The sequence below is a fragment of the Photorhabdus stackebrandtii genome (assembly GCF_011189495.1).
Taxonomy (GTDB): domain Bacteria; phylum Pseudomonadota; class Gammaproteobacteria; order Enterobacterales; family Enterobacteriaceae; genus Photorhabdus; species Photorhabdus khanii.
Genome location: NZ_PUJV01000027.1, coordinates 13,947 through 37,505, shown reverse-complemented (window position 1 = coordinate 37,505; position 23,559 = coordinate 13,947). Strand labels below are relative to the sequence as shown.

At 41.0% G+C, this 23,559-nt stretch carries 24 protein-coding genes and 1 pseudogene; 9 read left to right on the top strand and 16 right to left on the bottom strand.

Annotated elements, in window-relative coordinates; translation table 11 throughout:
* Nucleotides 1–12: 12 nt before the first annotated feature.
* Both C5470_RS17780 and C5470_RS17775 read left to right on the top strand, forming a co-directional pair.
* On the top strand, nucleotides 13–828 hold the full coding sequence (locus tag C5470_RS17780; RefSeq protein ID WP_166291016.1) for an MrpH family fimbial adhesin: 816 nt from the start codon (nucleotides 13–15) through the stop codon (nucleotides 826–828).
* A 31-nt stretch (nucleotides 829–859) separates the two neighbouring features.
* Nucleotides 860–1,165 (top strand): helix-turn-helix domain-containing protein, encoded by a 306-nt coding sequence (locus tag C5470_RS17775; protein WP_132354721.1) that lies wholly within the window; start codon nucleotides 860–862, stop codon nucleotides 1,163–1,165.
* Between the two features lie 176 nt (nucleotides 1,166–1,341).
* Here the strand turns inward: C5470_RS17775 and C5470_RS17770 are convergent, their stop codons facing one another.
* Together C5470_RS17770 and C5470_RS17765 are read right to left on the bottom strand one after the other, a co-directional pair.
* Complete coding sequence (locus C5470_RS17770) at nucleotides 1,342–1,584, bottom strand: type II toxin-antitoxin system YafQ family toxin (RefSeq protein WP_166291014.1); 243 nt, start codon at nucleotides 1,582–1,584, stop codon at nucleotides 1,342–1,344.
* Nucleotides 1,562–1,840: a type II toxin-antitoxin system RelB/DinJ family antitoxin gene (locus C5470_RS17765; RefSeq protein ID WP_036849677.1), complete on the bottom strand. Its 279-nt coding sequence runs from the start codon at nucleotides 1,838–1,840 to the stop codon at nucleotides 1,562–1,564. Before C5470_RS17765 ends, C5470_RS17770 begins: the two co-directional genes overlap by 23 nt.
* 31 nt (nucleotides 1,841–1,871) lie before the next feature.
* Between C5470_RS17765 and C5470_RS17760 the strand changes: the two genes are divergently transcribed.
* Nucleotides 1,872–2,033, top strand: coding sequence for a hypothetical protein (locus tag C5470_RS17760; RefSeq protein ID WP_152963146.1), 162 nt, complete (start codon nucleotides 1,872–1,874; stop codon nucleotides 2,031–2,033).
* Between the two features lie 277 nt (nucleotides 2,034–2,310).
* On the opposite strand, the gene C5470_RS17755 is transcribed toward C5470_RS17760, so the two are convergent.
* From C5470_RS17755 to fdnG, 9 genes are all read right to left on the bottom strand, one after another.
* Nucleotides 2,311–2,739, bottom strand: a complete 429-nt coding sequence (locus C5470_RS17755) for an NUDIX domain-containing protein (protein ID WP_166291012.1) — start codon at nucleotides 2,737–2,739, stop codon at nucleotides 2,311–2,313.
* A gap of 17 nt (nucleotides 2,740–2,756) precedes the next feature.
* A complete protein-coding gene (locus tag C5470_RS17750) occupies nucleotides 2,757–4,016 on the bottom strand; it encodes an adenylosuccinate synthase (protein WP_166291010.1) in 1,260 nt (419 codons plus the stop codon).
* 106 nt (nucleotides 4,017–4,122) lie between these two features.
* Nucleotides 4,123–4,785, bottom strand: a complete 663-nt coding sequence (locus tag C5470_RS17745; protein WP_166291009.1) for an HAD family hydrolase — start codon at nucleotides 4,783–4,785, stop codon at nucleotides 4,123–4,125.
* 2 nt (nucleotides 4,786–4,787) lie between these two features.
* Nucleotides 4,788–5,996 (bottom strand): hypothetical protein, encoded by a 1,209-nt coding sequence (locus tag C5470_RS17740; RefSeq protein ID WP_166291007.1) that lies wholly within the window; start codon nucleotides 5,994–5,996, stop codon nucleotides 4,788–4,790.
* Nucleotides 5,997–5,998: 2 nt separating this feature from the next.
* The gene (locus C5470_RS17735) at nucleotides 5,999–6,775 is read right to left on the bottom strand and encodes a HisA/HisF-related TIM barrel protein (RefSeq protein ID WP_166291005.1); all 777 of its coding nucleotides are present in this window, start codon (nucleotides 6,773–6,775) and stop codon (nucleotides 5,999–6,001) included.
* Between the two features lie 639 nt (nucleotides 6,776–7,414).
* Nucleotides 7,415–8,737 carry an SLC5/6 family protein gene (locus C5470_RS17730; protein WP_166291003.1) on the bottom strand — a complete coding sequence of 441 codons (1,323 nt, stop codon included), beginning with the start codon at nucleotides 8,735–8,737 and terminating at the stop codon, nucleotides 7,415–7,417.
* A 524-nt stretch (nucleotides 8,738–9,261) separates the two neighbouring features.
* Complete coding sequence (gene fdoI / locus C5470_RS17725; protein WP_166291001.1) at nucleotides 9,262–9,903, bottom strand: formate dehydrogenase cytochrome b556 subunit; 642 nt, start codon at nucleotides 9,901–9,903, stop codon at nucleotides 9,262–9,264.
* Nucleotides 9,903–10,829 carry a formate dehydrogenase subunit beta gene (fdxH, locus tag C5470_RS17720; protein ID WP_152963139.1) on the bottom strand — a complete coding sequence of 309 codons (927 nt, stop codon included), beginning with the start codon at nucleotides 10,827–10,829 and terminating at the stop codon, nucleotides 9,903–9,905. The genes fdoI and fdxH overlap by 1 nt, the downstream gene beginning before the upstream one ends.
* A gap of 12 nt (nucleotides 10,830–10,841) precedes the next feature.
* Nucleotides 10,842–13,889 carry a formate dehydrogenase-N subunit alpha gene (gene fdnG / locus C5470_RS17715; protein WP_166290999.1) on the bottom strand — a complete coding sequence of 1,016 codons (3,048 nt, stop codon included), beginning with the start codon at nucleotides 13,887–13,889 and terminating at the stop codon, nucleotides 10,842–10,844.
* A gap of 482 nt (nucleotides 13,890–14,371) precedes the next feature.
* On the opposite strand from fdnG, the gene C5470_RS17710 reads away from it, so the two are divergent.
* On the top strand, nucleotides 14,372–14,677 hold the full coding sequence (locus C5470_RS17710; RefSeq protein WP_036849687.1) for a hypothetical protein: 306 nt from the start codon (nucleotides 14,372–14,374) through the stop codon (nucleotides 14,675–14,677).
* Between the two features lie 144 nt (nucleotides 14,678–14,821).
* Here the strand turns inward: C5470_RS17710 and C5470_RS17705 are convergent.
* Nucleotides 14,822–15,031, bottom strand: a pseudogene (locus tag C5470_RS17705) (peptidase T); the annotation flags it as partial.
* Between the two features lie 443 nt (nucleotides 15,032–15,474).
* Between C5470_RS17705 and C5470_RS17700 the strand changes: the two are divergent.
* Genes C5470_RS17700 through C5470_RS17690 form a run of 3 tightly spaced genes read left to right on the top strand, consistent with a single transcriptional unit; the run spans nucleotide 15,475 to nucleotide 17,198 of the window.
* The gene (locus C5470_RS17700; RefSeq protein WP_166290997.1) at nucleotides 15,475–16,146 is read left to right on the top strand and encodes a CsgG/HfaB family protein; all 672 of its coding nucleotides are present in this window, start codon (nucleotides 15,475–15,477) and stop codon (nucleotides 16,144–16,146) included.
* Between the two features lie 21 nt (nucleotides 16,147–16,167).
* A complete protein-coding gene (locus C5470_RS17695; RefSeq protein WP_036849690.1) occupies nucleotides 16,168–16,527 on the top strand; it encodes a DUF4810 domain-containing protein in 360 nt (119 codons plus the stop codon).
* Nucleotides 16,524–17,198, top strand: coding sequence for a DUF799 domain-containing protein (locus tag C5470_RS17690; RefSeq protein ID WP_166290995.1), 675 nt, complete (start codon nucleotides 16,524–16,526; stop codon nucleotides 17,196–17,198). The genes C5470_RS17695 and C5470_RS17690 overlap by 4 nt, the downstream gene beginning before the upstream one ends.
* A gap of 248 nt (nucleotides 17,199–17,446) precedes the next feature.
* On the opposite strand, the gene C5470_RS17685 is transcribed toward C5470_RS17690, so the two are convergent.
* From C5470_RS17685 to C5470_RS17670, 4 genes are all read right to left on the bottom strand, one after another.
* Nucleotides 17,447–18,022, bottom strand: a complete 576-nt coding sequence (locus tag C5470_RS17685; RefSeq protein WP_152963133.1) for a PIN domain-containing protein — start codon at nucleotides 18,020–18,022, stop codon at nucleotides 17,447–17,449.
* Complete coding sequence (locus C5470_RS17680) at nucleotides 18,022–18,486, bottom strand: helix-turn-helix domain-containing protein (protein WP_036849693.1); 465 nt, start codon at nucleotides 18,484–18,486, stop codon at nucleotides 18,022–18,024. The genes C5470_RS17685 and C5470_RS17680 overlap by 1 nt, the downstream gene beginning before the upstream one ends.
* A 294-nt stretch (nucleotides 18,487–18,780) precedes the next feature.
* Entirely contained in the window at nucleotides 18,781–20,121 is a 1,341-nt protein-coding gene (locus C5470_RS17675; RefSeq protein WP_036849694.1) for an MATE family efflux transporter, read from the bottom strand.
* A gap of 986 nt (nucleotides 20,122–21,107) precedes the next feature.
* Nucleotides 21,108–21,566, bottom strand: coding sequence for a bleomycin resistance protein (locus C5470_RS17670; RefSeq protein WP_166290993.1), 459 nt, complete (start codon nucleotides 21,564–21,566; stop codon nucleotides 21,108–21,110).
* A 357-nt stretch (nucleotides 21,567–21,923) separates the two neighbouring features.
* On the opposite strand from C5470_RS17670, the gene tnaC reads away from it, so the two are divergent.
* Both tnaC and tnaA read left to right on the top strand, forming a co-directional pair.
* Nucleotides 21,924–22,022: a tryptophanase leader peptide gene (tnaC, locus tag C5470_RS23780; protein WP_071993008.1), complete on the top strand. Its 99-nt coding sequence runs from the start codon at nucleotides 21,924–21,926 to the stop codon at nucleotides 22,020–22,022.
* A 127-nt stretch (nucleotides 22,023–22,149) separates the two neighbouring features.
* Nucleotides 22,150–23,550 carry a tryptophanase gene (tnaA, locus tag C5470_RS17660; RefSeq protein WP_152963132.1) on the top strand — a complete coding sequence of 467 codons (1,401 nt, stop codon included), beginning with the start codon at nucleotides 22,150–22,152 and terminating at the stop codon, nucleotides 23,548–23,550.
* The last annotated feature ends 9 nt before the right edge of the window (nucleotides 23,551–23,559 follow it).

The window sequence follows — 23,559 nt, the reverse complement described above, 5'->3', positions numbered from 1 at the left end:
TTAGGTAAGTAAATGAAAAAATTATTCTCTGCTTGTCTGGTATTTTTATCGCTGTTCTCATCAGGTGCTGCGGCATCAATATTTTCATATATCACTAAATCTGAGGGTGTTCCCACAAATGCCTATTATACTTTTGTGATTGAACGCTGGGATGAAGAGAACGATTTTACGCCAAATCCTTGTTATGGTTATTCTGCATGTTGGGTGTCTGTTAACCATCGTCATAGTATAGACGGTTATTCAGGGCAGCCATATAAACTATTCAATATCCGTGTAGAAAGATACAGGACGATGAAACAAGTTCAGGCTCAGATATTGAAACAAACCAGTTTTCCAATTACCGGAATTGCAAAACATGTTGGCCCGGCTATTCAGTTTCATCAGGAATGTGTGGGGTTGTTTTATGAAACTGATCGAAATGGTTTTAGAGGGAGACTATTGCCGGGATCTTTATGTGGTGTTGCACCTCCTCCGATAGGTTTTTGTCAAGTAAGTGAGGGTTCAGTTGAACTTAATTACGGTAATATTGATGAAGCAGAATTGGAAGGCGCAAGCAGAACTGAGAATATTAATGTGACCTGTAATAGAGATATAGAGATTGTTGTGACAGCGACGGGTCCTGATAGGGGATTCGTACCGTTGAGAAGTGATGGTAGTTTAAAAGCCCAGTTGTTATTAAATAATAGAAGAGGCGAAGAGGGTGTTTCTGTTTTTGTACCGGCTGGAGGAAGCGTACCAGTTATGGTGAAATCAGTTTTACAGAAAAATGGCAAAGTAGAAGCCGGTCCTTTTTCTGGATCAGGGGCAATAATTTTGGCAATGCCATAAAATAGGGTGTTATTTTAAGCTAAAGGTTGGGATGAAAATGAGACAAGATCATCTATTAGTAGGGAAGCGTATTCAGAAAAGAAGGAAAGAATTAGGCATGACCGCAGTAAAATTGGCGGAGCAAATAGCTATCAGCCAACAACAACTTTCACGCTATGAGAGAGGGATAAACCGCATTAATTTATCCCATTTGGTGCAGATTGCTTCAATATTGGATACACCGATAAACTGGTTTTTCCTTGATTGTTGTTATCCGGCAACCAATAACAGCGTCAGTAAATTAACAGACCAATATATTCCTATTGCGGAAGCGACATTGGGTAAATTTGGATGTTAACTGATAATGGCTTAAAGAGGGGGAAGATATAAACCGGTTGATGGCTGAGTTTCGTGACCGACGGAACGGTCACTTTAATGGTTTTTTGTCAGTGATCTCGCCACAATAAATGAATAGTTTATTCTTATCTATTTATTTTATTTTTTTAACAATCATTAATGCTATAACTGAAATATTTATTGAAATTTTAGAATAAAGTCACCACCAACGTGTAACTCTCTTGCGCCTTCCCATTCTGCCCCTTTTAACTCATGATCGAGATATTTTTCCGGTAACTCTTTATCTGAAAAAATCAGTTTCATAACCTCAATCATATCGTTCATATTTCTACGACCCCGATTATAACGTTCCCAAGACTTTGCAAAAGTACGTGTATACTCTATCCGTCGGGGTAATTTACTCCGTTTGTTGTTTATCATTCAGTCCTTTGAGCATGGTTTCTACAGAGTGATAACGATGTTCTGCTTTTATTTCCAGTTCTTTGGCTTCTTGTAAGGCTGCCAGTGTCTTAGTAGAGGGGCGTCGTTTAACTTCAAAGGGTAACCCTTGAGATTGCACAACTTGTTCTAAGAATAGACGAATGGCACTGCTGACGGTGAGGCCACAATCATTCAGGACAGTCATAGCGTTGTTTTTCAGCTCTTCGGAGATCCGTGTCTTAATACTTGTTTGCATGATATCCTCCTCATTATGTTGTGAGCACATTGTGCCCACAAATAAACTTGAATTCAACTTTTTCTTACTTGCCAATGGTGAGGAAGCAGTTAAAGAGTATGATACGGATGTTGATTTATTTAATGATATAACTGAAAGATTCATTGAGCTTTTACGACACCCTCTTTACGGCGGGGAGCAGTCACAAGAGTGAAAAAATTAAGAGTATTATCAATTTTTTTTAAATTCATAGAAGCAATTATTGGTTTTTTGTTGGTTGTTCTATTTTATTGAAATTCCACGATAAAATTAGAAAGCTTTTAGTTTTAAAGGTTTTTTGTGATGAGTGATACTCAGCGTGTTTATCTGACATTCCCATCATTAGAAAATGTGTTTTCTGACTACGGAAGCACCCATTTCAGATACAGGTGCTTCCGTATTTGCAACAGTATTAATTACATAAAATATACATTATACCAATAACATCGCATCTAACCCCGCATTTCTGTTATTTCAATTTCTTTATCGAAACGTAAATGCTCATCGGCAGCCATTGGAATTAACCAACGTAAGTTATAGATAACATTATCGGGTAATGCATTTGTTTCATAGATATTGACGATCTCTTTTTCAATAGATTTTGCAGAATAAACCCGATCATCACACATAGAGAGAAAATTTACCCGATAAACGTCAGGGCGAGTTAAGACAGTAAATAGTCGCCATTCTTCAGGGCGTGTTTCAATTCCTGCTTCTTCAGCGAATTCTCTTGCCATTGCCTGTTGAGGGTTTTCACCTGCCTCTATTTTACCGCCAATCCCGTTAAGTTTCCCTGTTTGCCAACTGGGTTGTAATTTTGAGATTAAAGAGACATGTTTTTTATCTTTAGAAAACATAAATCCAGTTACATAATGAATCATTATTTTTTCCGCTCTTATTATTGAATGACTAATGTCTGATTTCTATCTGGTCCATATGAGACATACTTGATAGGAACTCCAGCATAGTCTTGAATAAGAGACAAGAAGTTAATCAATTCGGTGGGAAGCTCTGTCAAGTGTGTATATGATCCGTTAAGCTCTCCCCAGCATTTAAAGGTTTTATAGATAGGTTTTGCTTTGTCTAACTGTAATAATGCGTTATCACAACTGACGATTTCATTGTCAATTTCATATGCAATAGCCGCTTTTATTTCGTGTAAGCCAGCAAGAACATCAACATTCGTGATTGCCAGTTCGGTTACCCCATTGAGTTTTACCGCATGTTTAATCAGAGATAAATCTAACCAGCCACAACGTCTTGGTCTTTTTGAAACGGTACCATATTCGTTTCCACGTTCCCGAATATAGTCAGCTTTCTCGTCAGATAACTCTGTGGGGAATGGTCCGTTGCCTACGCGGATCATATAGGATTTCATCACACCGACAATATGTATTTTCTGCGCCGGGATACCTATCATAGCAAAACAAGTTTGAACTAATGTCTGATATGCTACGGTATAAGGATAAGTACCAAAGCTATTATCTAAGAAAGTGGCTTGTGATGTTTCAAGTAAAACATCTTCGCCAGAATTTAGCAAATCACCGATAACTTCATTAGTGAATGTGAAATAAGGCTCTATTCTCTTGCCATATTGATGCGTTTTTTCTAGCATCTCCTCAAAATCTAATGTGGCTTCTTCATTAAAAACATGATTAATCTGTTTTTCCCTGATACCCCAAAGAAACTCTAATTTTTTTCTTAATTTCTCTTTATCTAAGGTATCAATAAGTCGGATACCATGACGATTAGATTTATCTTCAACGCAGGCACCAACGCCTACACCAACCGAGCCTATTTTATTTTTACCTTTATATTTCTCTGATGCTTTATTTAGCTCGGCATGTAATGGTAAAACGATATGGCAGCGGGGATCGATAAATATATTAGATTTAATGTTTTCTTTTTGTATGAAATCAATCTCTCTAATGAGTATCGGCAAGCTGATTAGAGCTCCTTGACATATATATAAATTTTTTTCATTCAGTGATGAGGGTAATTGGGAGAATGATCCTCTTATATTCCCATATTGTACACTGTGACCGGCATTTGCTCCGCCATTAAATCTGGCGACGTTATTTGTATTAACGGACAAATAGTCAACAAATTTTCCTTTTCCTTCATCTCCGAATTGGAGTCCAACGACAGAAATTAACATAAATTTATTCCTTTTTATTTATGAAATGAGCATAGATAATAGTTAAATTTTATTTTTAAATGACTAAACATATTTTTTATTATAGTTATTTTGGATAAATTCCTTTTTATTGTTTATATACCAGAGAGTCTGCTATTAATAACGCTTCACTTAAGGTATCAACAACGGGAACACCTGCGGTTTCAAGACTTATACGGCTGTGGGTTCCCCCGGTATATAGAATGGCATGAGTACCTGCCGCTAATGCCGCAATGGCATCATCAGTAGCATCGCCAATAACAACACTTTGCTCAGGGGAAATATTGAGGTTTTTTACGTGATTAGCCAATTGCACTGATTTGCCGGTTGTCAATAATGGCGTATTTCTGCCATCTATACAGGTAAAGAACTTGCCAATGCCATGATTGTCAATCATAGGCAACAATTCATCATGTTGCATCAGTGAGCATAATGATTGAGTAGCACCTGCTTGATAGCGGGAAGCAAGTAACTGGCTTACGCCTTCAGTTAAACTGGCTTTTTGCAGGCCCGGTCGATAGTGAAGATTAAATGTGTTTCCGATCACTGACCATTCAGAGGATGAGGGTTCACGCCCAATCACTTGTTTATAGAACGCTTGTACAGGAACACAATAATATTCCCGATATTGTTCCAGCGTCAGTGGTCCAATGCCAATTTCAGCAAGTGCAAAATTCGTTGCATTTAACGCTGCGTTGACGTCATTAAGCAATGTTCCATTCCAATCCCAAATAATATGTGCTGTTGCCATAATCAATTATTTCCCTTTTCCAAACTAATTTTCCGAGCAGAACATTCAGGGCATTGATGTGCCAAAGTCTTAAATGCATCTATTGGTTGCTCACAATTCAGTGGTGTTTGTGATTTTAGATTCGAGAGAAAATGCAATAATTTGGTTGCCCATGTTGAGTCTGCCAGGCTGTCATGAAGGACAGATAACAAACTGTATGAATAGGCGATCCAATCCGCAGTGGTTGTATGAGTGTATTTACCATGAGTTAAGAGTTGGGTAACCGAACTGTTTAGTACCCGATGATGTCTGAAACACCAGGGTGTCAATACATCTAAAGTTTCGGGATTAAATACACGATCAAGATGCCCATAAACACGGGTACGCAATAATTTTTCCCAGTGCAGTTCGACGGCCCGTGCTTTCGGACGTTGCCCGGTCTCAGCTATCACCAGGTCTATCGCCTGACGTAAGGTATCTCCTGTTCCACAATTATCATCAATAATCGTTACTGTTTGTCCAGATGGAATGTCATGTCCCCAGAGGCGATTGCTTTTATGAGATGCATCGTCGTAGCGTGAAACTTTCACTAAATTGAGATCGCTGCTCCACGCCGCGGCGGTGACTGCCGCCGCCGATGATCCTCCCAACATAATGCCAACAACCGAGGAGTTTGGGCATGCATCAATTTGTGCCGCAGCTAACGTTAACAGGTGATTATCCCCTTCAATATACGGTCTGGGCACTTTGTGTTCCGAAGAAAACGGCAATTTCAGGTCACGGATCGAGGAGGATGAAAAAGTGAATGCTGTGCCTGTCAGTGTTGAGCTGACGACTTTAGTGCACTCTTTGACCCCATCAATGAACGGCACAATATCTTCGTTAACAGTTTGCGGAGAGCTTAATAAGCTATCAATAACTCTGAGCAACTTTGCCAGGATATGATCGGCTAAGATATATTTTGATGGGGTGGCGCACAGCTCATCTGTACATTGGAGTTGAGTGATGTGCTCCGCGTAATATTTCGCTGTCGCTAATAGCTCCTGGCAAGATTTTTGTTCGTAATAGGCAACACCGCGGGAACCGACGAATTCCGATGTTTCTGTAAGTAAACCCGGGAGAGACATCACTTCTTTTGCTAAATAGCCGGCTTCAGGTATGCCGCGTAACTCACCCAATAAACCAATAGCGCGAAAATCCAAATCAGGAGGTAAAGAGAACGTCCCGGACATATTCAACTCCTCAGCGATTGTGTTGCGGCAAGGGCATCTTCCAGAGAAACTTTACCGATATGTAAAGCCTGACCAAGAATTGCACCTTCAACACCCAGAGGGTGCATGTCCGCCAAAGCACGCAGATCATCTATGCTTGATACCCCGCCGCCGGCAATCACGGGCGATGAAGTTTGTGCACAGACCTCACGTAATAGGGTGAAGTTTGGTGAACTCATCATGCCGCCCCGCTCAACATCGGTCACGACGTAGCGCTGACAACCTTGCCTATCAAGGCGTTCAAGTACATCCCAGAGATTGCCATTGTTTACATTCCATCCATGGGTTGTCAGTTGATAACCTTCTGATGTGCTTCTTACATCCAGAGCAATTGCGATTTTATCGCCATGTTCTGCAATAGCTCGGGCACACCAATCTGGTTTTTCTAATGCTGCGGTGCCCAAATTAACCCGTTGGCATCCGGTTGCTAATACTTTGCTCAAGATCGCTTCATCTCTGATCCCGCCACAGACCTGGACATGAATATCGACTGCGGCAATAACATCAGCAATCAAATGGCTGTTTGAACCTCGCCCTGATGCAGCATCAAGATCAACAACATGTATCCATTTCGCCCCGGCATTTTGCCAGGCCAGTGCGACCTCTACCGGGGTACCTAAAGGTTTCCGCAATGTTGAATTTTCACCACGGGTTAATCGAATCGCAGAATTCGATGTCATCGCTATGCCGTCAACAATATCAACAGAGGGAAAGACCTCAAATGTTTCCTTACTTATCATTATATGCACCTAAATAACCCAAAATATATAACTTATGAACTAATAACAATATATGATTAATTCAATTGTAGGTTGTAACTTAATTAACAGAAATGCTTTTTGGTTGTTTGAAAACGAACGAATTAATTTAATGACTTAAGTTAATCGTTCATAAGCTCATAGTAATGAAAAGAAAAAAATTCGCAATATATCTATAAGGAATTTAATAAATTAGATGATTTTATTCAGTTACTGAATCTCATATTTAATTAATGATTTACTTAATAAGGGTTGGTTTATAAATGGGGAATTAGGATTCGGTTTAAATGTGCAGATAATCAACTTTGCTGTTATTTTAAGTAGGGGAATTGGTTATTCTTAGCCAATATTATGATCACCTAAAAATAAATTAATTCTGTTTTTTTAGGTAAAACTCTTTATATATTATCATTTATGTTAAACAAGTTATAATATTGACTTCTAATACATAAAATTAAATTATTTAATTCTGTTTTGGTTGCTTTTTTTGTATTCATATATATTATGATAACTGTCTGTTTCATCATTCATATTAATGTAATTCTGAATGTATAATTTCATTAATTGAGTAAATGCAGTCTGTTATCAGACTGCGATTTACCCCATTAATATTTTTTTAATTCAGGAAAATGCCAGCAATGGTGAGATACACAATAGGAATCCGGTAAAGATAATCAAGATCAGCGATATTCCTTTATATTTGTGCAACGCTGGCACTTTGTAGACCAAATAAGCCGGGATTAGGCAACCGACCATACCGAATATTGGGCTACAGATTGACGTAAAACTCAGTACCGGTGCATTCAGAATAATCGCTCCCCAAGCCAGCAGAATAGCGAAAATCATGATGCCTTTTTGTACCCAGTTTTTATTGATTCTTTCTGTTGGCATGATACGCGCCAGAATATTCATCACTATGCCTTGGGTTGCTTCACGGAAGCCAAGATAAACGCCAAAGAAGGCGGTCATCACAGCAAAGATATTCAGTAAAACACTGATAACCGTTACCCAGCCCCCGGGAAAGAATTTTGCAGCAATCGCCAGAGCAGAGATATTTTGTTCATAAGCTTGAACCGCTTCATCATGTCCCATTGCTAAGGTGAATGAAACTGCATAGAAGAAGACCGTACAAAACAGGACGCCAAAGGCGATATTCATCGCTCTTAATGCCTTGTAGCGGGCGACTTCACGATTTTTCTCGTGATGGCGATAAGAGATAACCATCGGGCTTAAGGTTTGAATAAACAGAATGGAAGTCAGGGTAAATGGCAGCGTAATGATCGCCTGTTTTATCAGCGTTCCTGCTGGTGGCAGCGCGCCGACATTATATAAGTGCCACATGCCTATCATGGATAAGCCAAGTACCGCGACGACAAGCAGTTTGGACAGCACCATAAAGCTGGATAATTTAAACAGGAGTCGCTCACCACTGGATGAAAGTGCAACCAGAATACAAATCAGTACCAGTCCGTAGAGAGGATTGTCGGATAATAAACCTTCAGTGACGCCGAAAGTTTGCAGATAGGAAGCGCTGTCATTAGTGATGGCTGTTGAGTAAACAAACATCCAAATTACCAACATAACAAAGTAGAGCGCACCCAGCAGAATGCCCCAGTTTTTACCGAGATAACCGCTGATAACGCTGGGATAATCTTTACATTCGGGGGATTCCCCCAGCGTATTGATAAACAGACGTTGGAACAGGTACATCGCTGGATAACCAATCACCGATGACAGCAGGAAAACCCACAATCCCATCAAACCAACCTGAACCGGTAGGAAGACAATACCGGCGCCGATTGCCATGCCGATACTCATGATGATCCAGCCAACATCAAGATTGTCGAATTTGATAGCTGCCCGCCATTCATTTTCAGTCATGTTTGCCCGCTTTGCCGCAGGGGAATCTGCGACCATGATAGGGTTGTTTTTTGCCGTTTCCATAATGGCTCTCGCTTAATATTTCCGTTAAAAATGTAGGTGTTATAGGGAAGAGATGTAACATGATGCAACAACCCTATATTTTTGAGATTCGTATATATCAGAGTATTTCACTATGCAGATTGATCGTCAGTAAGAAGATAACGGGAGAACATTTTCGCGTTACAGAATAATCGATCATGTATAAGTGAAAAATAGAAATTATTTTTTAATGACATAAATTGATAGATCATAGTGAATTATTGTAATTAACTGATTTTAATTTCTTTTTATTCTGATATAAACAGAGAAAAGAAGAAAATTGAGCAAAAAAACCAACAATTGTAAAAATATTTGTAAGTGGCTTTCACATTAGATAGTTTAAACAGAGATAACAGAATAAGATAATGATTTATGTCAATTAAATATAAAATATCAAAATGTTTCACTGCCGGTATTGGGTATTGTTGCAAATAAAGAACCATGCTGGAACATCTCTGTCAGTTATTCACATGGCATGGTTCAGGTAAATTCAGCAGGAAAATGGGCTAAGAGTTTTTCTCTTCCTGCTGCTCTTTTTGACGAATTTCTCTATACCAGCGAGGATGATGTTTCTTCGCCCAGCCGCGGGTTACCCAGCCTTCCACCATCGATCGGATAGAGCCTTTCACCCAAAATGCGGCGTAGGCATGTATCATAATCAGCAGGATTAGGCCAACTCCGGCCAGAGAGTGCACCAGAAGCGCAAGCCGGATCAGCGGGATAGAGAAGAAATCGGCAAAATAGGGACGCCAGATAATCACGCCACTGATAGCCAGTAAGATCAGGCAGCCGATGATAGACCAGTAAATACCTTTTTGACCCAGGTTATATTGGCCGATATCGCCGGCTTCCTCATTTTTCAGGACCTTATGGATGTTTTTTAGCCAGACAATGTCTTCTTTGTCGATAAAGTTATGCTTGAAGTATCTGAAAAACATAAAGATAAACAAGAAAAACATCATGGAGCCGATAAACGGATGTAATATCCGTGCTAACTGAGGTGTGCCGAAAATATTCATTAACCAGTTAAAGGATGGGAAGAAGAAACCCAACCCACTGATCCCCGTAAACAGAAAACAGAGCACCACTGACCAGTGATTCACCCGTTCAATCGGTGAGTGGCGGAGAATCGTATCCTTCTTTTTCATTACAACTCCTCCCGATTAGCTGATTTTGTTGGTACCTCATCATCTTGACGGGCATGTTCTTCGTCTTCTTCGCTGGTGCGGTTTGGACCAATGCCGACATAGTGGAAGAGGCTGGCGGCGAATGTTGCGGCAAAACCCACCGCTGCCAGTGGTTTCCAGATACCTTTCCAGAAAGTCACGGTTGGGCTGATGGTCGGATTATCCGGCAAACCGTGATAAAGCTGCGGTTTATCCGCATGATGCAAGACGTACATAACGTGCGTACCACCAACACCTGCGGGATCGTATAACCCGGCGTTCTGATAACCACGGCCTTGCAGTTCAGTTACCCGTTCGGACGCCAGATTTTTCATATCTTCTTTGGTGCCGAAATGGATTGCTCCGGTCGGACAGGTTTTCACGCAGGCAGGCTCTTGGCCAACGCCAACACGGTCAACACACAGGGTACATTTATATGCCCGGTTGTCTTCTTTATTGATCCGCGGCACGTTGAACGGACAACCCGCGATACAGTAACCACAGCCGATACAGTGTTCTGACTGGAAGTCCACAATGCCGTTCGCATACTGGATAATCGCACCTTCTGACGGACAGGCTTTCAGACAGCCCGGATCCGCGCAGTGCATACAGCCATCTTTGCGGATAAGCCACTCCAGTTTGCCGTGCTCTTCCACCTCAGAGAATCGCATCACGGTCCATGATTTAGCGGTCAGATCGGTTGGGTTATCATAAACACCGACATTAAAACCCACTTCGTCACGGATATCGTTCCATTCTGAACAGGCCACCTGACAGGCTTTACAGCCAATACAGGTGGTGACATCGATCAATTTTGCCACTTGTTCCTGATGATCACGCACACCAGGTGCTGGGGTAAAGGAATGGGTGGCAGATTTACGAATAATGTCTTGAGATTGCATTGCCATAATTCGCTCCTGTTAGACTTTTTCCACATTCACCAGAAACGCTTTGTATTCTGGTGTATACGCGTTGGCGTCACCCACGGAAGGTGTGAGAGTGTTTGCCAGAAAACCTTTCTGGGTTGCCCCGGCGAAACCCCAATGGCAAGGAATACCAATGGTTTCAACTTGCTTACCATTAATGGTCAGTTGCTGAATTCGTTTGGTGACAACGGCTTTGGCTTTGATAAACCCGCGTTTGGAAGAGACTTTGACTTCATCCCCCTGAATAATGCCTTTTTCTGCCGCCAGTTTTTCACCGATTTCAATAAATTGTTCGGGCTGAACCACGGCATTAAGCTGAGCGTGTTTTGTCCAGTGACGGAACAGTTCGGTAATGGAATAAGTCGTTGCGACATAAGGGAATTCATTCGCGTCTCCCATATAAGCCACATCGGCATGAAAGATGCGGGCAACCGGGTTGGAGATCACATTCGGATGAAGTGGATTGGTGCCGATAGGGGATTCAATCGGCTCGTAATGTTCAGGGAATGGCCCGTCAGCCATTTTATCAATAGAGAATAAGCGAGCGACGCCTTCTGGCTGCATGATAAACGGCCCAACATGGGTTCCCGGTGCGGCGTTGCTGTAATCAACAACATCAAAGCCATGCCATTTGCTGCCATCCCATTTGATCAGCTCACGGTTCGGATCCCACGGTTTGCCTTGTGGATCAACCGATGCGCGGTTGTAGAGCACCCGGCGGTTTTGTGGCCACGCCCACGCCCAGCCTGGAGTACAGCCCAAACCGGATGGATCTGAGTTATCACGGCGGGCCATTTGGTTGCCTTGTTCGGTCCAGCAACCGGTGTAGACCCAGCAGAAGCTGGATGTGGAACCATCATCTTTCAGTTGAGAGAAACTGGAAAGTTGCTGACCTTTTTTCAGCATGATATTGCCGTTTTCGTCTTTAATATCCGCTAATGCTTTACCGTTAGCTTCACGGGCAATCTCTTCTGGTGTCGGATCTTCAGGATTTTGGTAATCCCACGACAGATTCATAATAGGATCGGCATAAGTGCCACCTTCTTCACGGTAGAGTTCACGCAGACGCATCAGCAACTTGCCAAGAATTTTACCGTCGTGCAGGGCTTCTCCCGGTGGATGAGCTCCAGCCCAGTGCCATTGCAGCCAGCGACCTGAGTTAGCAATCGATCCATTTTCCTCGGCAAAACAGGAAGAGGGCAGGCGGAAAACTTCGGTTTGAATATCAGCCGGATTCACATCATTCATCTCACCGTGGTGTTGCCAGAAGTTAGATGATTCTGTGACCAGCGGATCGATCACCACCAGATATTTCAGTTTAGCTAATGCTCTGCTTGATTTATTTTTATCCGGGAATGCTGCCAGCGGATTAAAGCCCTGAACGATATAGCCGTTCATTTTGCCTTGAGTCATTAATTCGGCTTGAGTCAGGATATCGTAGCTTTTATCCCATTTAGGCAGCCAATCGTAACCCCAGTCATTTTCTGCTGTGGCGTGTTCACCCCAGAAACCTTTTAGCAAGCTGATAAAGAAGTTTGGTGTGTTTTTCCAGTAATTAACCTGATTTGGCACTAAGGCTTTCGGTGTGGTTTGCGCCAGATAGGTTGCCAGGTTCTGCTGTTTTTCACTCGGCAGAGGCAGATAACCGGGCAGATTAAGCGATAATAAACCAAGGTCACTGTAGCCCTGAATATTGGAGTGACCGCGCAATGCGTTAACACCGCCGCCCGGCATTCCCACGTTACCTAACAGTAACTGGACCATTGCGGCGGCACGGATAATCTGAGCACCGCCAGTGTGGTGAGTCCAGCCCAGTGCATAGAGAATGGTTGCGGTGCGGTTGGTGACTGAGGTACTTGCCAGTTGGGAACAGATATAGAGGAAATCCTCTTTTGAAGTCCCACACAGGCTGGAAACTTGTTCCGGGGTATAACGTTCAACGTGATTTTTCAACAAGTTCCAGACACAGCGTGGATGAGACAAGGTGTCATCCCGTTTGGCATAACCTTGTTCATCGGTTTCGTAATGCCATGAAGATCGGTCATAGCTTTTGGTGGCTTGGTCAAAGCCGCTGAATAAACCGTCTGTAAACTGATAATCTTCACGAACAATCAAGCCCGCATTGGTGTAAGCCTTAACATACTCAGATTGGATTTTGTTGTTGAGCATCAAATAGCGGATCACACCCAGTAAGAAGGCGGTATCTGAGCCGGCACGGATCGGCGCGTAAAAATCGGCTACCGCAGCGCTGCGATTGAAACGTGGATCAACCACGATCACTTGAGCATTGTTTTTGATTTTTGCTTCAATTACCCATTTAAAACCTACCGGGTGCGCTTCAGCGGCGTTTCCGCCCATGATCAGAACAACGTTAGCGTTTTTAATATCGACCCAGTTGTTGGTCATGGCACCACGGCCAAATGTTGGCCCCAGGGCCGATACCGTCGGACCGTGGCAGAGGCGTGCCTGACAATCAATGGCGATCATGCCCATGGCGCGGGTGAATTTCTGATCGAGAATACCGGTTTCGTTACTGGCAGCGGAAGAGCAGAGCATACCCGTTGTCAGCCAGCGGTTGACAGTGACATTGTTTTCATTCTTCTCAACAAAGTTGGCGTCACGATCATTTTTCATCAGACGGGCAATACGTTCAATCGCTTGATCCCAACTGATACGTTGCCATTTATCAGAACCTGGAGCGCGGTATTCAGGGTACTGAAGGCGGTTTTTACTGCGAATATAATCGAGCACTCCAGCCCCTTTCGGGCAGAGAGAACCCCGGCTGACCGGATGATCCGGATCACCTTCGATATGAAAAATGCTTTCTTTGGCGTTTTTCGCACCATCACCCAGGCTGTACATCAGAATGCCACAGCCAACGGAACAGTAAGTGCAGTTATTACGAATTTCACGTGAGCGCAGTAGTTTGTACTGACGAGTTTCAGCCAGCGCTACGGCTGGAGCAAATCCCAGCGCGGCAATTGTTGTTCCCGCCATACCACCCGCGCAGATCTTGAAGAAAGCTCTTCTGCTGACCTGCATCGGTCTTCTCCTTATTTTTTTGAATGACGACATTGCTTTACTTCTGATGCAATAACGCCTTGACGAATCAGGCGAAATTGCTTTCATAGCCCGGCTCGTTTTTCATTCAAAACATTCCTGGGTATCGCGGAGAACCCACTGCATTGATGAGTTATAAACTACCTGAGGTTATCATTATTCATAATATCATAAAGCGTATTATGTTGCTAAATATGGATAAAATAGTTTCAATATGAGCGATAATATTAACAGTATTTTATTATTATGTTATGAAGTTATTGGTGACAAGGTTGCGATATATTTGAGTTAGAAGCTCGTGTTCCAGCGTACGCCAAACCCCTTTTGTTTACTGGATCTTGGGGTAGTGACCGGGTAGCTGGTCACTACCCCATCTTAGCGCAACAGCTAGAAATGTAATAGCGTAAAAACTAATTTTGCATTCTCATAACAGCTAATTATTAAGCATCTGGCGGGGAAAGAATATGGCAAAAACTGGAAACGAAAGGTTAGCAGAAGCACTGAAAGCGGCGAGTAATGCGGCTGTGGGTAACGTATTCAACTCCAGATCAATCACTGATAAGCAACGCACTTTTCTCGTCAAGAAAGGCTATCTTAAGCAAATTATCAGGGGATGGTATCTCCTGGATGCAGACCTCACGACTGAAGAAAGCTGGCGATTCAGTGCTTACCCCTGGACGGTAATTAAGCTTAAAAATAGAACTCAGTATCTATCGGCGCTGGAATCGGCTTCGGTAGGAAAGAACGTAAGCCATTTTCGGAATTTGTGAAGCAATCCATGCAGGAGATAGCCGGGTAGCACTTGCTCCCGGCTGTGGTGAACTGCCCCAAAAAAACTTGGGCAGTTTAACTAAGTGAGTTGCCAGATGTTTATCGTCCAGTAAATTATTCTGACTATATCGAGAGAATTTGCATTATATATCCGCTCCTGGAGCAAACCGGGCTACCGTTAATTCCACTATCGTTTTCACAACTTCGCTGGCTGCATGCAGGGATTTCACCGGCAAATATTCATAAATTGAATGGAAATTATGTGCGCCGGTAAAGAGATTCGGGCAAGGTAAACCTTTTTGGGAAAGAACGGCGCCATCATCGCCACCGCGCATCGGAATCGGGTGGGGGGTAAACGTGGTATTGATTTTGGTATAAGAAATAAAACGATCAACAATATTCATGTTTTTCTCCATTTTGTTTGCTATATATAGAAATATTCCTGTTTTACTTGTTTAGCTTAATTAATTGGTTATTTTTGAACGATATTTAATCATCAACAAATAGATTTTTTGATATCAAATACCAATAATTTCATTAACAGTATAAATATTAATAAAATATTTAAATTATAATTTAAGTTAATGTGATTTTATTCGCTATGGAAATAAAATTTAATAATGAAAGTGTGATATAACGAATGGTTTTTTATTTTTTTAGCATAAAATTCTGGTCACATAGCTCAGGCTTATTCATAATAATTTCTGATATAAATAGATTTTTAATGGAATATGTCATCTGCCTATTTTTGCATTTTAGGTGGATAGGCGAATAATTTTGTGTAGGAATAGGGTTTATGCGGAGTAAGTTGGTTTTATCTTCAATTTGTTTGGCTTCGGCAATATTATCAGGGTGTGCAACGGAATCTTCCAATACCGTTCAGGTGCAAAAAGTGAATTCTTATAACACTGTATATCAAGGTGTGCGCAGTCCAATTGCTATCGGTAAGTTTGAAAACCGTTCCAGTTATCAAAACGGGATTTTCTCTGACGGCGTTGATCGTCTCGGTAATCAATCTAAAACGATTTTAATCACCCATTTACAGCAGACCGGGCGCTTTACCGTTCTGGAACGTACCAACATGGCGGAACTGAAAGCGGAAGCGGGTTTACAGGGTAAATCACAGAAGCTGAAAGGTGCTACTTACGTCATTACCGGCGATGTGACTGAATTTGGCCGTAAAGAAGTCGGCGATCATCAGTTATGGGGCCTGCTTGGACGCGGTAAATCACAGGTGGCTTATTCAAAAGTCATGCTGAATGTGGTGAATGTGGAAACGTCCGAAGTGGTTTTCTCTGTGGCAGGCGCGGGTGAGTATAAATTATCCAACCGTGAAATTATCGGCTTCGGTGGCACTGCCAGCTATGATTCCACGCTGAATGGTAAAGTGCTGGATCTGGCAATTCGTGAAGCGGTAAATAGCTTGGTCGAAAATATTGAAACGGGTGCATGGAAACCTTCTAACTAAGAAATATAGGGATATATTCTCATGGTATTAATGAAAAAAGCGGGCTTATTACTGGCTACGATGGTTTTGGCGGGTTGTATCAATCAGCCGAAAACGATTTATGAATGGGATGAATACGAACCTACAGTTTATCAGTATTATCAGCAGGATAAGATGGGGTTTGAAGAACAGTTACAGGCTTTGCAGAAAGTGATTGAAAAAGCGAAAGCGAAAGATAAATCTGTACCGCCTGGGTTGCATGCACAGATGGGTTTGCTGTATAGCAAAACGGGTCGTGTTTCAGACGCGTTCCATCAGTTTGAAGCAGAGAAAAAACTGTTTCCTGAATCAGCGCCATTTATGGACTTTTTATTAAGTAAAAATAAAGGAACTATGCAATGAACCGTATTCTTGTGGCGTTAAGTTTATTAGCTACGCTTGTGCTGACTGGGTGTAGCAGTAAATCTGTTCCTTATGATTACACAGCATTTAAAGAGAGCAAGCCAAAATCCATTCTGGTATTGCCGGCGGTGAATAAATCTTTGGAAGTAAAAGCAGGTCACAGCCTGATATCTCAAGTGACTTATCCATTAGCAGAATCTGGCTATTATGTTTTTCCGGCTGCGGTGGTGGAAGAGACATTTCAGCAAAATGGCGTGACAGTGGCGCAGGATATTCAGAATATCAGTTATAAAAAACTGCATGATATTTTTGGTGCAGATTCCGCGCTCTATCTGGATATTGAAGAGTACGGCACGCAATATCAGATTATCAACAGCGATACCCGCGTAACGGCTTCCGCGAAACTGGTGGATCTGCGTAGTGGTAAACAATTGTGGAATGGCCGGGCAGTTGCCTCATCGACTGAAAATCAAGATAACTCGAATAGTAGTCTTATTGGAATCTTGGTGTCTGCGGTCGTTTCACAAATCGCGAATACCATTACGGATAAAGGCCATGAAATTGCCGGCATTACAAGTAATCGTTTACTGACAGCTGGCGGTAGTCGCGGTTTACTTTATGGTCCCCGTTCTGAGCATTATGGTAAAGAAGAGCATTTAATTTCGAAGTAATGGGTACAAGGTGATAATGGGCAGGTAAATATCCTGCTCATTATTATGGTTGTATTTTTACTATTTTTTGCTGTTATTTCGTTTAAGTTTTTTTACAGAAGTATCCTGTGCTTCTTTAATATAAGTCGTAAATAAGCTCGGTTAATAGATGTAGTTTTATCGCCTACCTGTAATTTCGTTATTTTTTTAAATTAACCATCGTTAAGACAGTTATTATTCATAAAACCATGCGATACGAGAGAATTATTTTAAAACGTATACTTATAACCTTCCAAGACTTTAGCCGTCATAGGCAGCCCTTGTTTAAAGAGCATATTCAGAAACTCGTCGGCATCCATTGGGGGATGCTTCAACGACTTACGCTGTCTTCTGACTGCTTCTAGAGCAAACGCAGGATTTAAATCGAATAGATCAGAAATGAAGGCATCAGGATGCAAGGCTTCAATGTCAAAAGCAGCTAATACCTCTGCCGGGAAGTCTTTCAGATTTACCGTTACAATCACTTCGGCTTTAGCTCGGATCGCAGCAGCTAGTACATGGCGGTCATCCATGTCAGGAAGTGTCAGACCCGTAATCAAAGGCTCGTATCCCGCCACGTTGGCATCGGGCAGTACCCTGTTCATCAATTGAACAGTTCGGGTTAAAGCTTCCGCTGTAATTTCAGGCCGTTGTTTTAAAAGGTTTCGTTGCCATTCATCGTGGATTTGAGCACTCCATTTAGGTTGATAAAGGCCGATTATCCCCAGATGCATTAACAGATCACGCAGTCTGGCCGGATACAAAACACAGGCGTCTAGAAGGACAGGATAGGGCGAATGTCTCATTAGTAACCCATCCCCAGTTCTTGAGCTTGCTCTGCTAACGCTTGCATAGCTTCTAGGCTGTTCTGATCACGTTGACGCTTGTAAGCCATTAGATCGGCAAACAATACGCGACGATGCCGGCCTGTTTTATGAAAAGGCAGCAATCCTTCTTCCAGTAATTTCACCATATGTGGACGTGACACATTCAAGATATTTGCCGCCTCTTGCGTCGTCAGTTCTGCATGAACTGGCACGATCTGAACCGCATTGCCAGCAGCTAGCTCACCTAAAATTTCCATCAGCAACATCATCGCTGAGGTTGGAAGCTCGATTGTATGAGATTGCTGGTCTTCGCCCATAATCTCGATTTTCTGGGTTTCCAGTTTCGTTGACAGATAGGCCGCTAATTCGCGTTGGCTTTGCTGGGCTAATTCCGTTTCGAATTTGTCCGGCAGATTAACATTGGTCAGTTGCTTGGTTGTCATCGTTATCTCCTAATTAATTGTGTTGCCTTGATTGTAAACGAAATAATCGAAATATACAATAAACGAAATAATCGAAAATCAATGCATTTGAGATGTATTAGGTTTTACTCCTAGACCATCTAATCCTCGACTTTCTGCTTGCCTCGTTGATATTAAAAACAAAGGTGTCTTCCATTGTAGAGGGTAGTGGAATTATAAAATCATCAATTGGGAAGGATACAACATTGGGGCTCCCGATGAAGGGGACCCCAGGAGTGGGGGTTATATGGTGACTTCAATCACCAATAATCTGTATTAAATATCTAATCGCTTGGTTTGCCATCTTTTAGATTTCCAACGCCAGGTATTAACGAATCCACGCAGCCATTCATCACAGAAGAAACCGATCCAAATACCTAAGATCCCCATTTCCATCTTGATGCCTAGAAAGTATCCCACAGGAATAGCAACACACCACATAAAGAACATAGCGGTATATAACGGGAAACGGGCATCACCGGATGCACGTAATGCGTTCACCATAACGATATTAGCGGTACGAATTGGCTCCATAAAAACGGACAGCAAGAATAATGGCAATAGGAGTTTAATAATGGCTTCATCTTGCGTCAGGAAATGCAGAATCGGTATTCTGAACAGCCAGAAGATGGCGACAACACCAATGGTTACGACACAACCAATTTTCAAGCTGTTAAAGCCGCGAATATAGGCATCTTCAAATCGTTTGGCCCCGACCAGATGGCCAACCATAATTTCGTTACCAATACTGATAGAAATTCCAAACAACATCACAAACAGTGACAACTGGAAATAGAGGGTTTGTGCTGCCAGTGAGGTTTCACCCATCAGTCCAATAAATGCTATGGCAGTCATATATTGCAGGACCCACACCACGTTTTCACCCGCGGCGGGTAATCCAATATGTAAGATTTTGCCCAACATATTCTTCGACCAGCGCAGGAAACCTGACAACTTAAATTTAATCCGCAGGCCATAACTGAGCAGACAGAATAACAGGATAACGGCAACAATCCGGCCAAAGACGGTAGACCAGGCAACACCTTCCAGACCATATTGAGGTAATCCGAAGAAACCATACAGGACAATCATATTACCTAATATCGTCAGCAAGTTAGCAATCAGCGTGACATACATTGCCGGCTTGGATTTTCCGTAAACCCGTAAACAAGTCGCCAGGATAAGCGACATGGCTTCCGGGATCAGACAGATCCCCAGAATGTGCAGATAGCTGAAACCGTCTTCCATCAGGTGTTCTGGCATGTTCATGATATGTAATATCTTATAGCCGAAGAAGAGGGTAATCAGTGCACAGCTAAGCCCAAGTAAGAAGTTGAATGCGATAGAAATATGGATTGCCTGACTGGCCTTATTCTGTTTGCCAGCACCAATGTATTGCGCAATAACAACACTGCAACCGACACTGATAAAGCTGAAAATAGTGATAAACAGGTCAAAGACCTGATTACCTACTGCCATGGCAGCCAGATAAGAAGTAGAAACATGGCTCACCATATAGGTGTTAATTAATAAAGTGGCCAGATGGAGGAGAATATCAATAAAAATCGGCCAGCTTAATGAAAAGAGCGAACGCTCAGTAACATCAGTTTGATGCATTTGAAAAACCTGCTTATTGAAAAAGGTAAAATAAGTAATTTCTTGAGATGCAGCGTACTCAGAAAATATTCATACATTGTACATGGTTTATTCATCTGTTAACAGCGAGAGGATAAGAATAAAAAGGTGAATGCTATTTTTCAATTTGTCTGTATCTGACTGTTGAGATACCAGGTAGATTTGTGAATAATTTCAGATCTATATCAAGTAGATTGTTGTCTGATAACAGTAGAAAGTAAAAAAATTTATATGTTTTATTTGATTGTTTTGGTAACGTTTTCATATGATTAACACTGATATAGAAGTTGGTACAATTAGAGATTGTTATTTTTATGTTTGATAAATTTCCCAAATAATATCTGTATTTTTGTGTTTGGGTAATATTTAAAGTTTAACTTATCTAAATAATTTTATTTCTTCATTAAAACTTAAACGCTTCATCAACGAAAAGATAAAAAAATTTACCTGGTTAAATTTTGTTCTATAATCAGTTGCAGGAGTAAAATATATGGAAATAAAAATATACCATTTAACGAGGTGATATGATGATAAATAGACTACAGCGTCGATTAATAATGACTATTTTGATGTTGACTTTTTTTTCTACTTTTTCTGCATCTACCTATGCTTGTGTATTAAAGCCACATTTCCCTATATGCGCAATAAAATGTGTTATTTTTTCATCCCATACGGCGACATGTATTATCGGTTCTGATAGTCCTAATAATTCAACTCCTGAACAATCAACCCCTGTTGTATTTAAGAATAAATAATTAATCGAGACTGGAATTAATTAATTTTCAGATAGCACAGTTATTGTGCTATACAGAATTCTATTTCTGTTATTTCTATTCCGCCCTTTAATAAGGGCGGGTTTTTATAAATAAATCAGACTCTAAGGTGTTCTATTTAAGCTAATGAAAATAATCTAAATGAGTTTGTTTTAGATTTAAGTAATTAGAACAATTTATTAAACTGAAATATAATTAATCAATAACAAGTAATGTGTTTATTGGTATATTGTTTATGTTTTCTATGAATTGGCTGAAACGTAGCAGATAGCCATCGGGATCTTGCACCAGGAATTCTCTTTGGCAGGCCAGTATTTCATCAACACGGTAATGATTGTCTTTAACTTCTCGATATAGTTTTATGCCATTAGCTTTTAAGTTGTTAAGTAGAGGAGTTAAATCATCAACTTCAATTTGAAAATTCACACCTCTTCCCAGAGGATAATTTAGTGAGGCAGTATTCCAGCCATCATCATGTAGTGCTTCAAGCATTAGTTGTGCTTCGCCCAATTCTAGATACGCGAAATCTGGGGCATCGCGGCGAATAAGTAACTGGAAGCCAAGAATTCTTTGGTAAAAATCCAAAGATCGAGAAAAATCAGTGACGGTGAGCTCCGGCACCATACGATTCCAATAGGGTTTATGTTGGTTCATACGTTATTCTTTAGCTCTGTGATATTTTTTCCATTATATAAGTATTTTTCACTCTATGAACAGCTCTGTTTTTCGTAGTAATTGCTATACTATATAGGAAAATGCAGAAATTAAAAATATTCTTATTGTGTTAACTTTTAGTTTTATTGATTTAGTTTAATTGTGTTGTTATATTTTTTTCATTGGTTTTTATACGATGTTTATTAACTGTTTTTTCTTGAGTATATAATCGATTTACTGAGGTGTATATAAATTTCTATTTTTTATAATTTTTGTTTTTTGCGTGATTGGTCACGGATAATTTAAATATTATCTATATCTTATTGAACAGTTTTAACTGGGGGATAAGTTCATTTTATGATTTCTATATTTTTACATTATCATTTTATTTATTCTTGTAATATACAGGCATGGTTTAATGTCGATCACCGTATTTCTAACTATTTCCCTAATTAATTCCTCTAATTGTATCTTTAATTAAATCTTTATTTTTAATCACTGCATTTATTGTGGCGTATTTCTGTGTGTTTTTCAGGGGCTTTCCTGAATTATGCAGTATAGACAATTATTGGATAAAATATTTATGAAACGTATTCCAGAGCCTTTCCGTATTAAAATGGTAGAAAATATCCGCATGACTACGCGTGCGGAACGTGAAAAAGCATTAGAAGAGGCTGGATATAATCCATTCCTGTTGCCAAGTGATGCTGTTTATATTGATTTGCTGACAGATTCCGGTACCGGTGCAATGAGTGATCGCCAGTGGGCGGGAATGATGATGGGTGATGAGGCTTATGCGGGTTCCCGCAACTATTATCATTTATGTAATAAAGTTAACGAGCTGATTGGCTATCAATATACTATTCCAACTCACCAAGGCCGTGGCGCAGAGCAAATTTTATTCCCATCATTGATTGCCCGCAAAAAAGCGCAAGGGGGCGCAACACATCCGGTCTTTATTTCTAATTTCCATTTTGATACCACGGCTGCCCATGTTGAATTAAATGGTGCGAAAGCGATTAATGTTGTTACGCCAAAAGCCTTTGATACAACGACGTATTACGATTGGAAAGGCGATTTTGATATTGATGAATTGAAAAAAACGATTGCGGAACAGGGGGCTGATAATATTGTGGCAATTATCACAACCGTGACTTGTAATAGTTCTGGTGGTCAACCTGTCTCTATCGCTAATATGAAGTCTGTGTATGAGATTGCGAAGCAATACGATATTCCTGTAGTGATTGATTCCGCTCGTTTCTGTGAGAATGCCTGGTTTATTAAGCAAAGAGAAAAAGGTTACGAGAATAAATCAGTCAAAGAAATTGTCAGAGAGATGTATCAATATGGTGATATGCTGACAATGTCAGCTAAAAAAGACCCGATGGTCAATATTGGTGGTCTTTGCTGTTTCCGTGACGATGAAGATCTATTTAACGAAGTGCGTACCCGCTGTGTGCCAATGGAAGGGTTTGTTACTTACGGCGGCCTTGCCGGGCGTGATATGGAAGCTCTGGCAATTGGCCTTGAAGAGGGTATGAATGAAGATTATCTGGCATATCGTATTAATCAGGTGGCTTATTTAGGCAACAGATTAAGAGATGCGGGTATTCCTATTCAGTATCCTACCGGTGGTCATGCTGTATTCGTTGATGCTAAATTATTATTGCCACATATTCCAGGAGAGCAATTTCCTGCTCATGCATTGAATAATGAACTGTATCTGGATGCAGGAATAAGGAGTGTCGAAATTGGCTCTTTATTGTTAGGTCGTGATCCGAAAACAGGAAAGCAAAAAGAATCACCAATGGAACTTTTGCGTTTAACTATTCCTCGCCGGGTGTATACCAATGATCATATGGATTATATTGCAGAGGCTTTTATTTCCCTGAAAGAGAGAGCGACTCAAATTAGAGGATTAACATTTACTTATGAGCCTTCAGTATTACGGCATTTTGTTGCAAGATTAAAGCCAATTAAATAATAAAAAACG

Coding starts and splice junctions, on each gene's coding strand:
- C5470_RS17780 (WP_166291016.1), top strand. CDS start 13: ATGAAAAAATTATTCTCTGCTTGTCTGGTATTTTTATCGCTGTTCTCA.
- C5470_RS17765 (WP_036849677.1), bottom strand. CDS start 1,840: ATGCAAACAAGTATTAAGACACGGATCTCCGAAGAGCTGAAAAACAAC.
- fdoI (WP_166291001.1), bottom strand. CDS start 9,903: ATGAAAAAGAAGGATACGATTCTCCGCCACTCACCGATTGAACGGGTG.
- C5470_RS17750 (WP_166291010.1), bottom strand. CDS start 4,016: ATGTTAATTTCTGTCGTTGGACTCCAATTCGGAGATGAAGGAAAAGGA.
- C5470_RS17755 (WP_166291012.1), bottom strand. CDS start 2,739: ATGATTCATTATGTAACTGGATTTATGTTTTCTAAAGATAAAAAACAT.
- C5470_RS17745 (WP_166291009.1), bottom strand. CDS start 4,785: ATGGCAACAGCACATATTATTTGGGATTGGAATGGAACATTGCTTAAT.
- C5470_RS17700 (WP_166290997.1), top strand. CDS start 15,475: ATGCGGAGTAAGTTGGTTTTATCTTCAATTTGTTTGGCTTCGGCAATA.
- C5470_RS17730 (WP_166291003.1), bottom strand. CDS start 8,737: ATGGAAACGGCAAAAAACAACCCTATCATGGTCGCAGATTCCCCTGCG.
- C5470_RS17680 (WP_036849693.1), bottom strand. CDS start 18,486: ATGACAACCAAGCAACTGACCAATGTTAATCTGCCGGACAAATTCGAA.
- fdxH (WP_152963139.1), bottom strand. CDS start 10,829: ATGGCAATGCAATCTCAAGACATTATTCGTAAATCTGCCACCCATTCC.
- C5470_RS17775 (WP_132354721.1), top strand. CDS start 860: ATGAAAATGAGACAAGATCATCTATTAGTAGGGAAGCGTATTCAGAAA.
- C5470_RS17710 (WP_036849687.1), top strand. CDS start 14,372: ATGGCAAAAACTGGAAACGAAAGGTTAGCAGAAGCACTGAAAGCGGCG.
- tnaA (WP_152963132.1), top strand. CDS start 22,150: ATGAAACGTATTCCAGAGCCTTTCCGTATTAAAATGGTAGAAAATATC.
- C5470_RS17670 (WP_166290993.1), bottom strand. CDS start 21,566: ATGAACCAACATAAACCCTATTGGAATCGTATGGTGCCGGAGCTCACC.
- C5470_RS17685 (WP_152963133.1), bottom strand. CDS start 18,022: ATGAGACATTCGCCCTATCCTGTCCTTCTAGACGCCTGTGTTTTGTAT.
- C5470_RS17690 (WP_166290995.1), top strand. CDS start 16,524: ATGAACCGTATTCTTGTGGCGTTAAGTTTATTAGCTACGCTTGTGCTG.
- fdnG (WP_166290999.1), bottom strand. CDS start 13,889: ATGCAGGTCAGCAGAAGAGCTTTCTTCAAGATCTGCGCGGGTGGTATG.
- C5470_RS17740 (WP_166291007.1), bottom strand. CDS start 5,996: ATGTCCGGGACGTTCTCTTTACCTCCTGATTTGGATTTTCGCGCTATT.
- C5470_RS17695 (WP_036849690.1), top strand. CDS start 16,168: ATGGTATTAATGAAAAAAGCGGGCTTATTACTGGCTACGATGGTTTTG.
- C5470_RS17675 (WP_036849694.1), bottom strand. CDS start 20,121: ATGCATCAAACTGATGTTACTGAGCGTTCGCTCTTTTCATTAAGCTGG.
- C5470_RS17735 (WP_166291005.1), bottom strand. CDS start 6,775: ATGATAAGTAAGGAAACATTTGAGGTCTTTCCCTCTGTTGATATTGTT.
- C5470_RS17770 (WP_166291014.1), bottom strand. CDS start 1,584: ATGATAAACAACAAACGGAGTAAATTACCCCGACGGATAGAGTATACA.
- tnaC (WP_071993008.1), top strand. CDS start 21,924: ATGATTTCTATATTTTTACATTATCATTTTATTTATTCTTGTAATATA.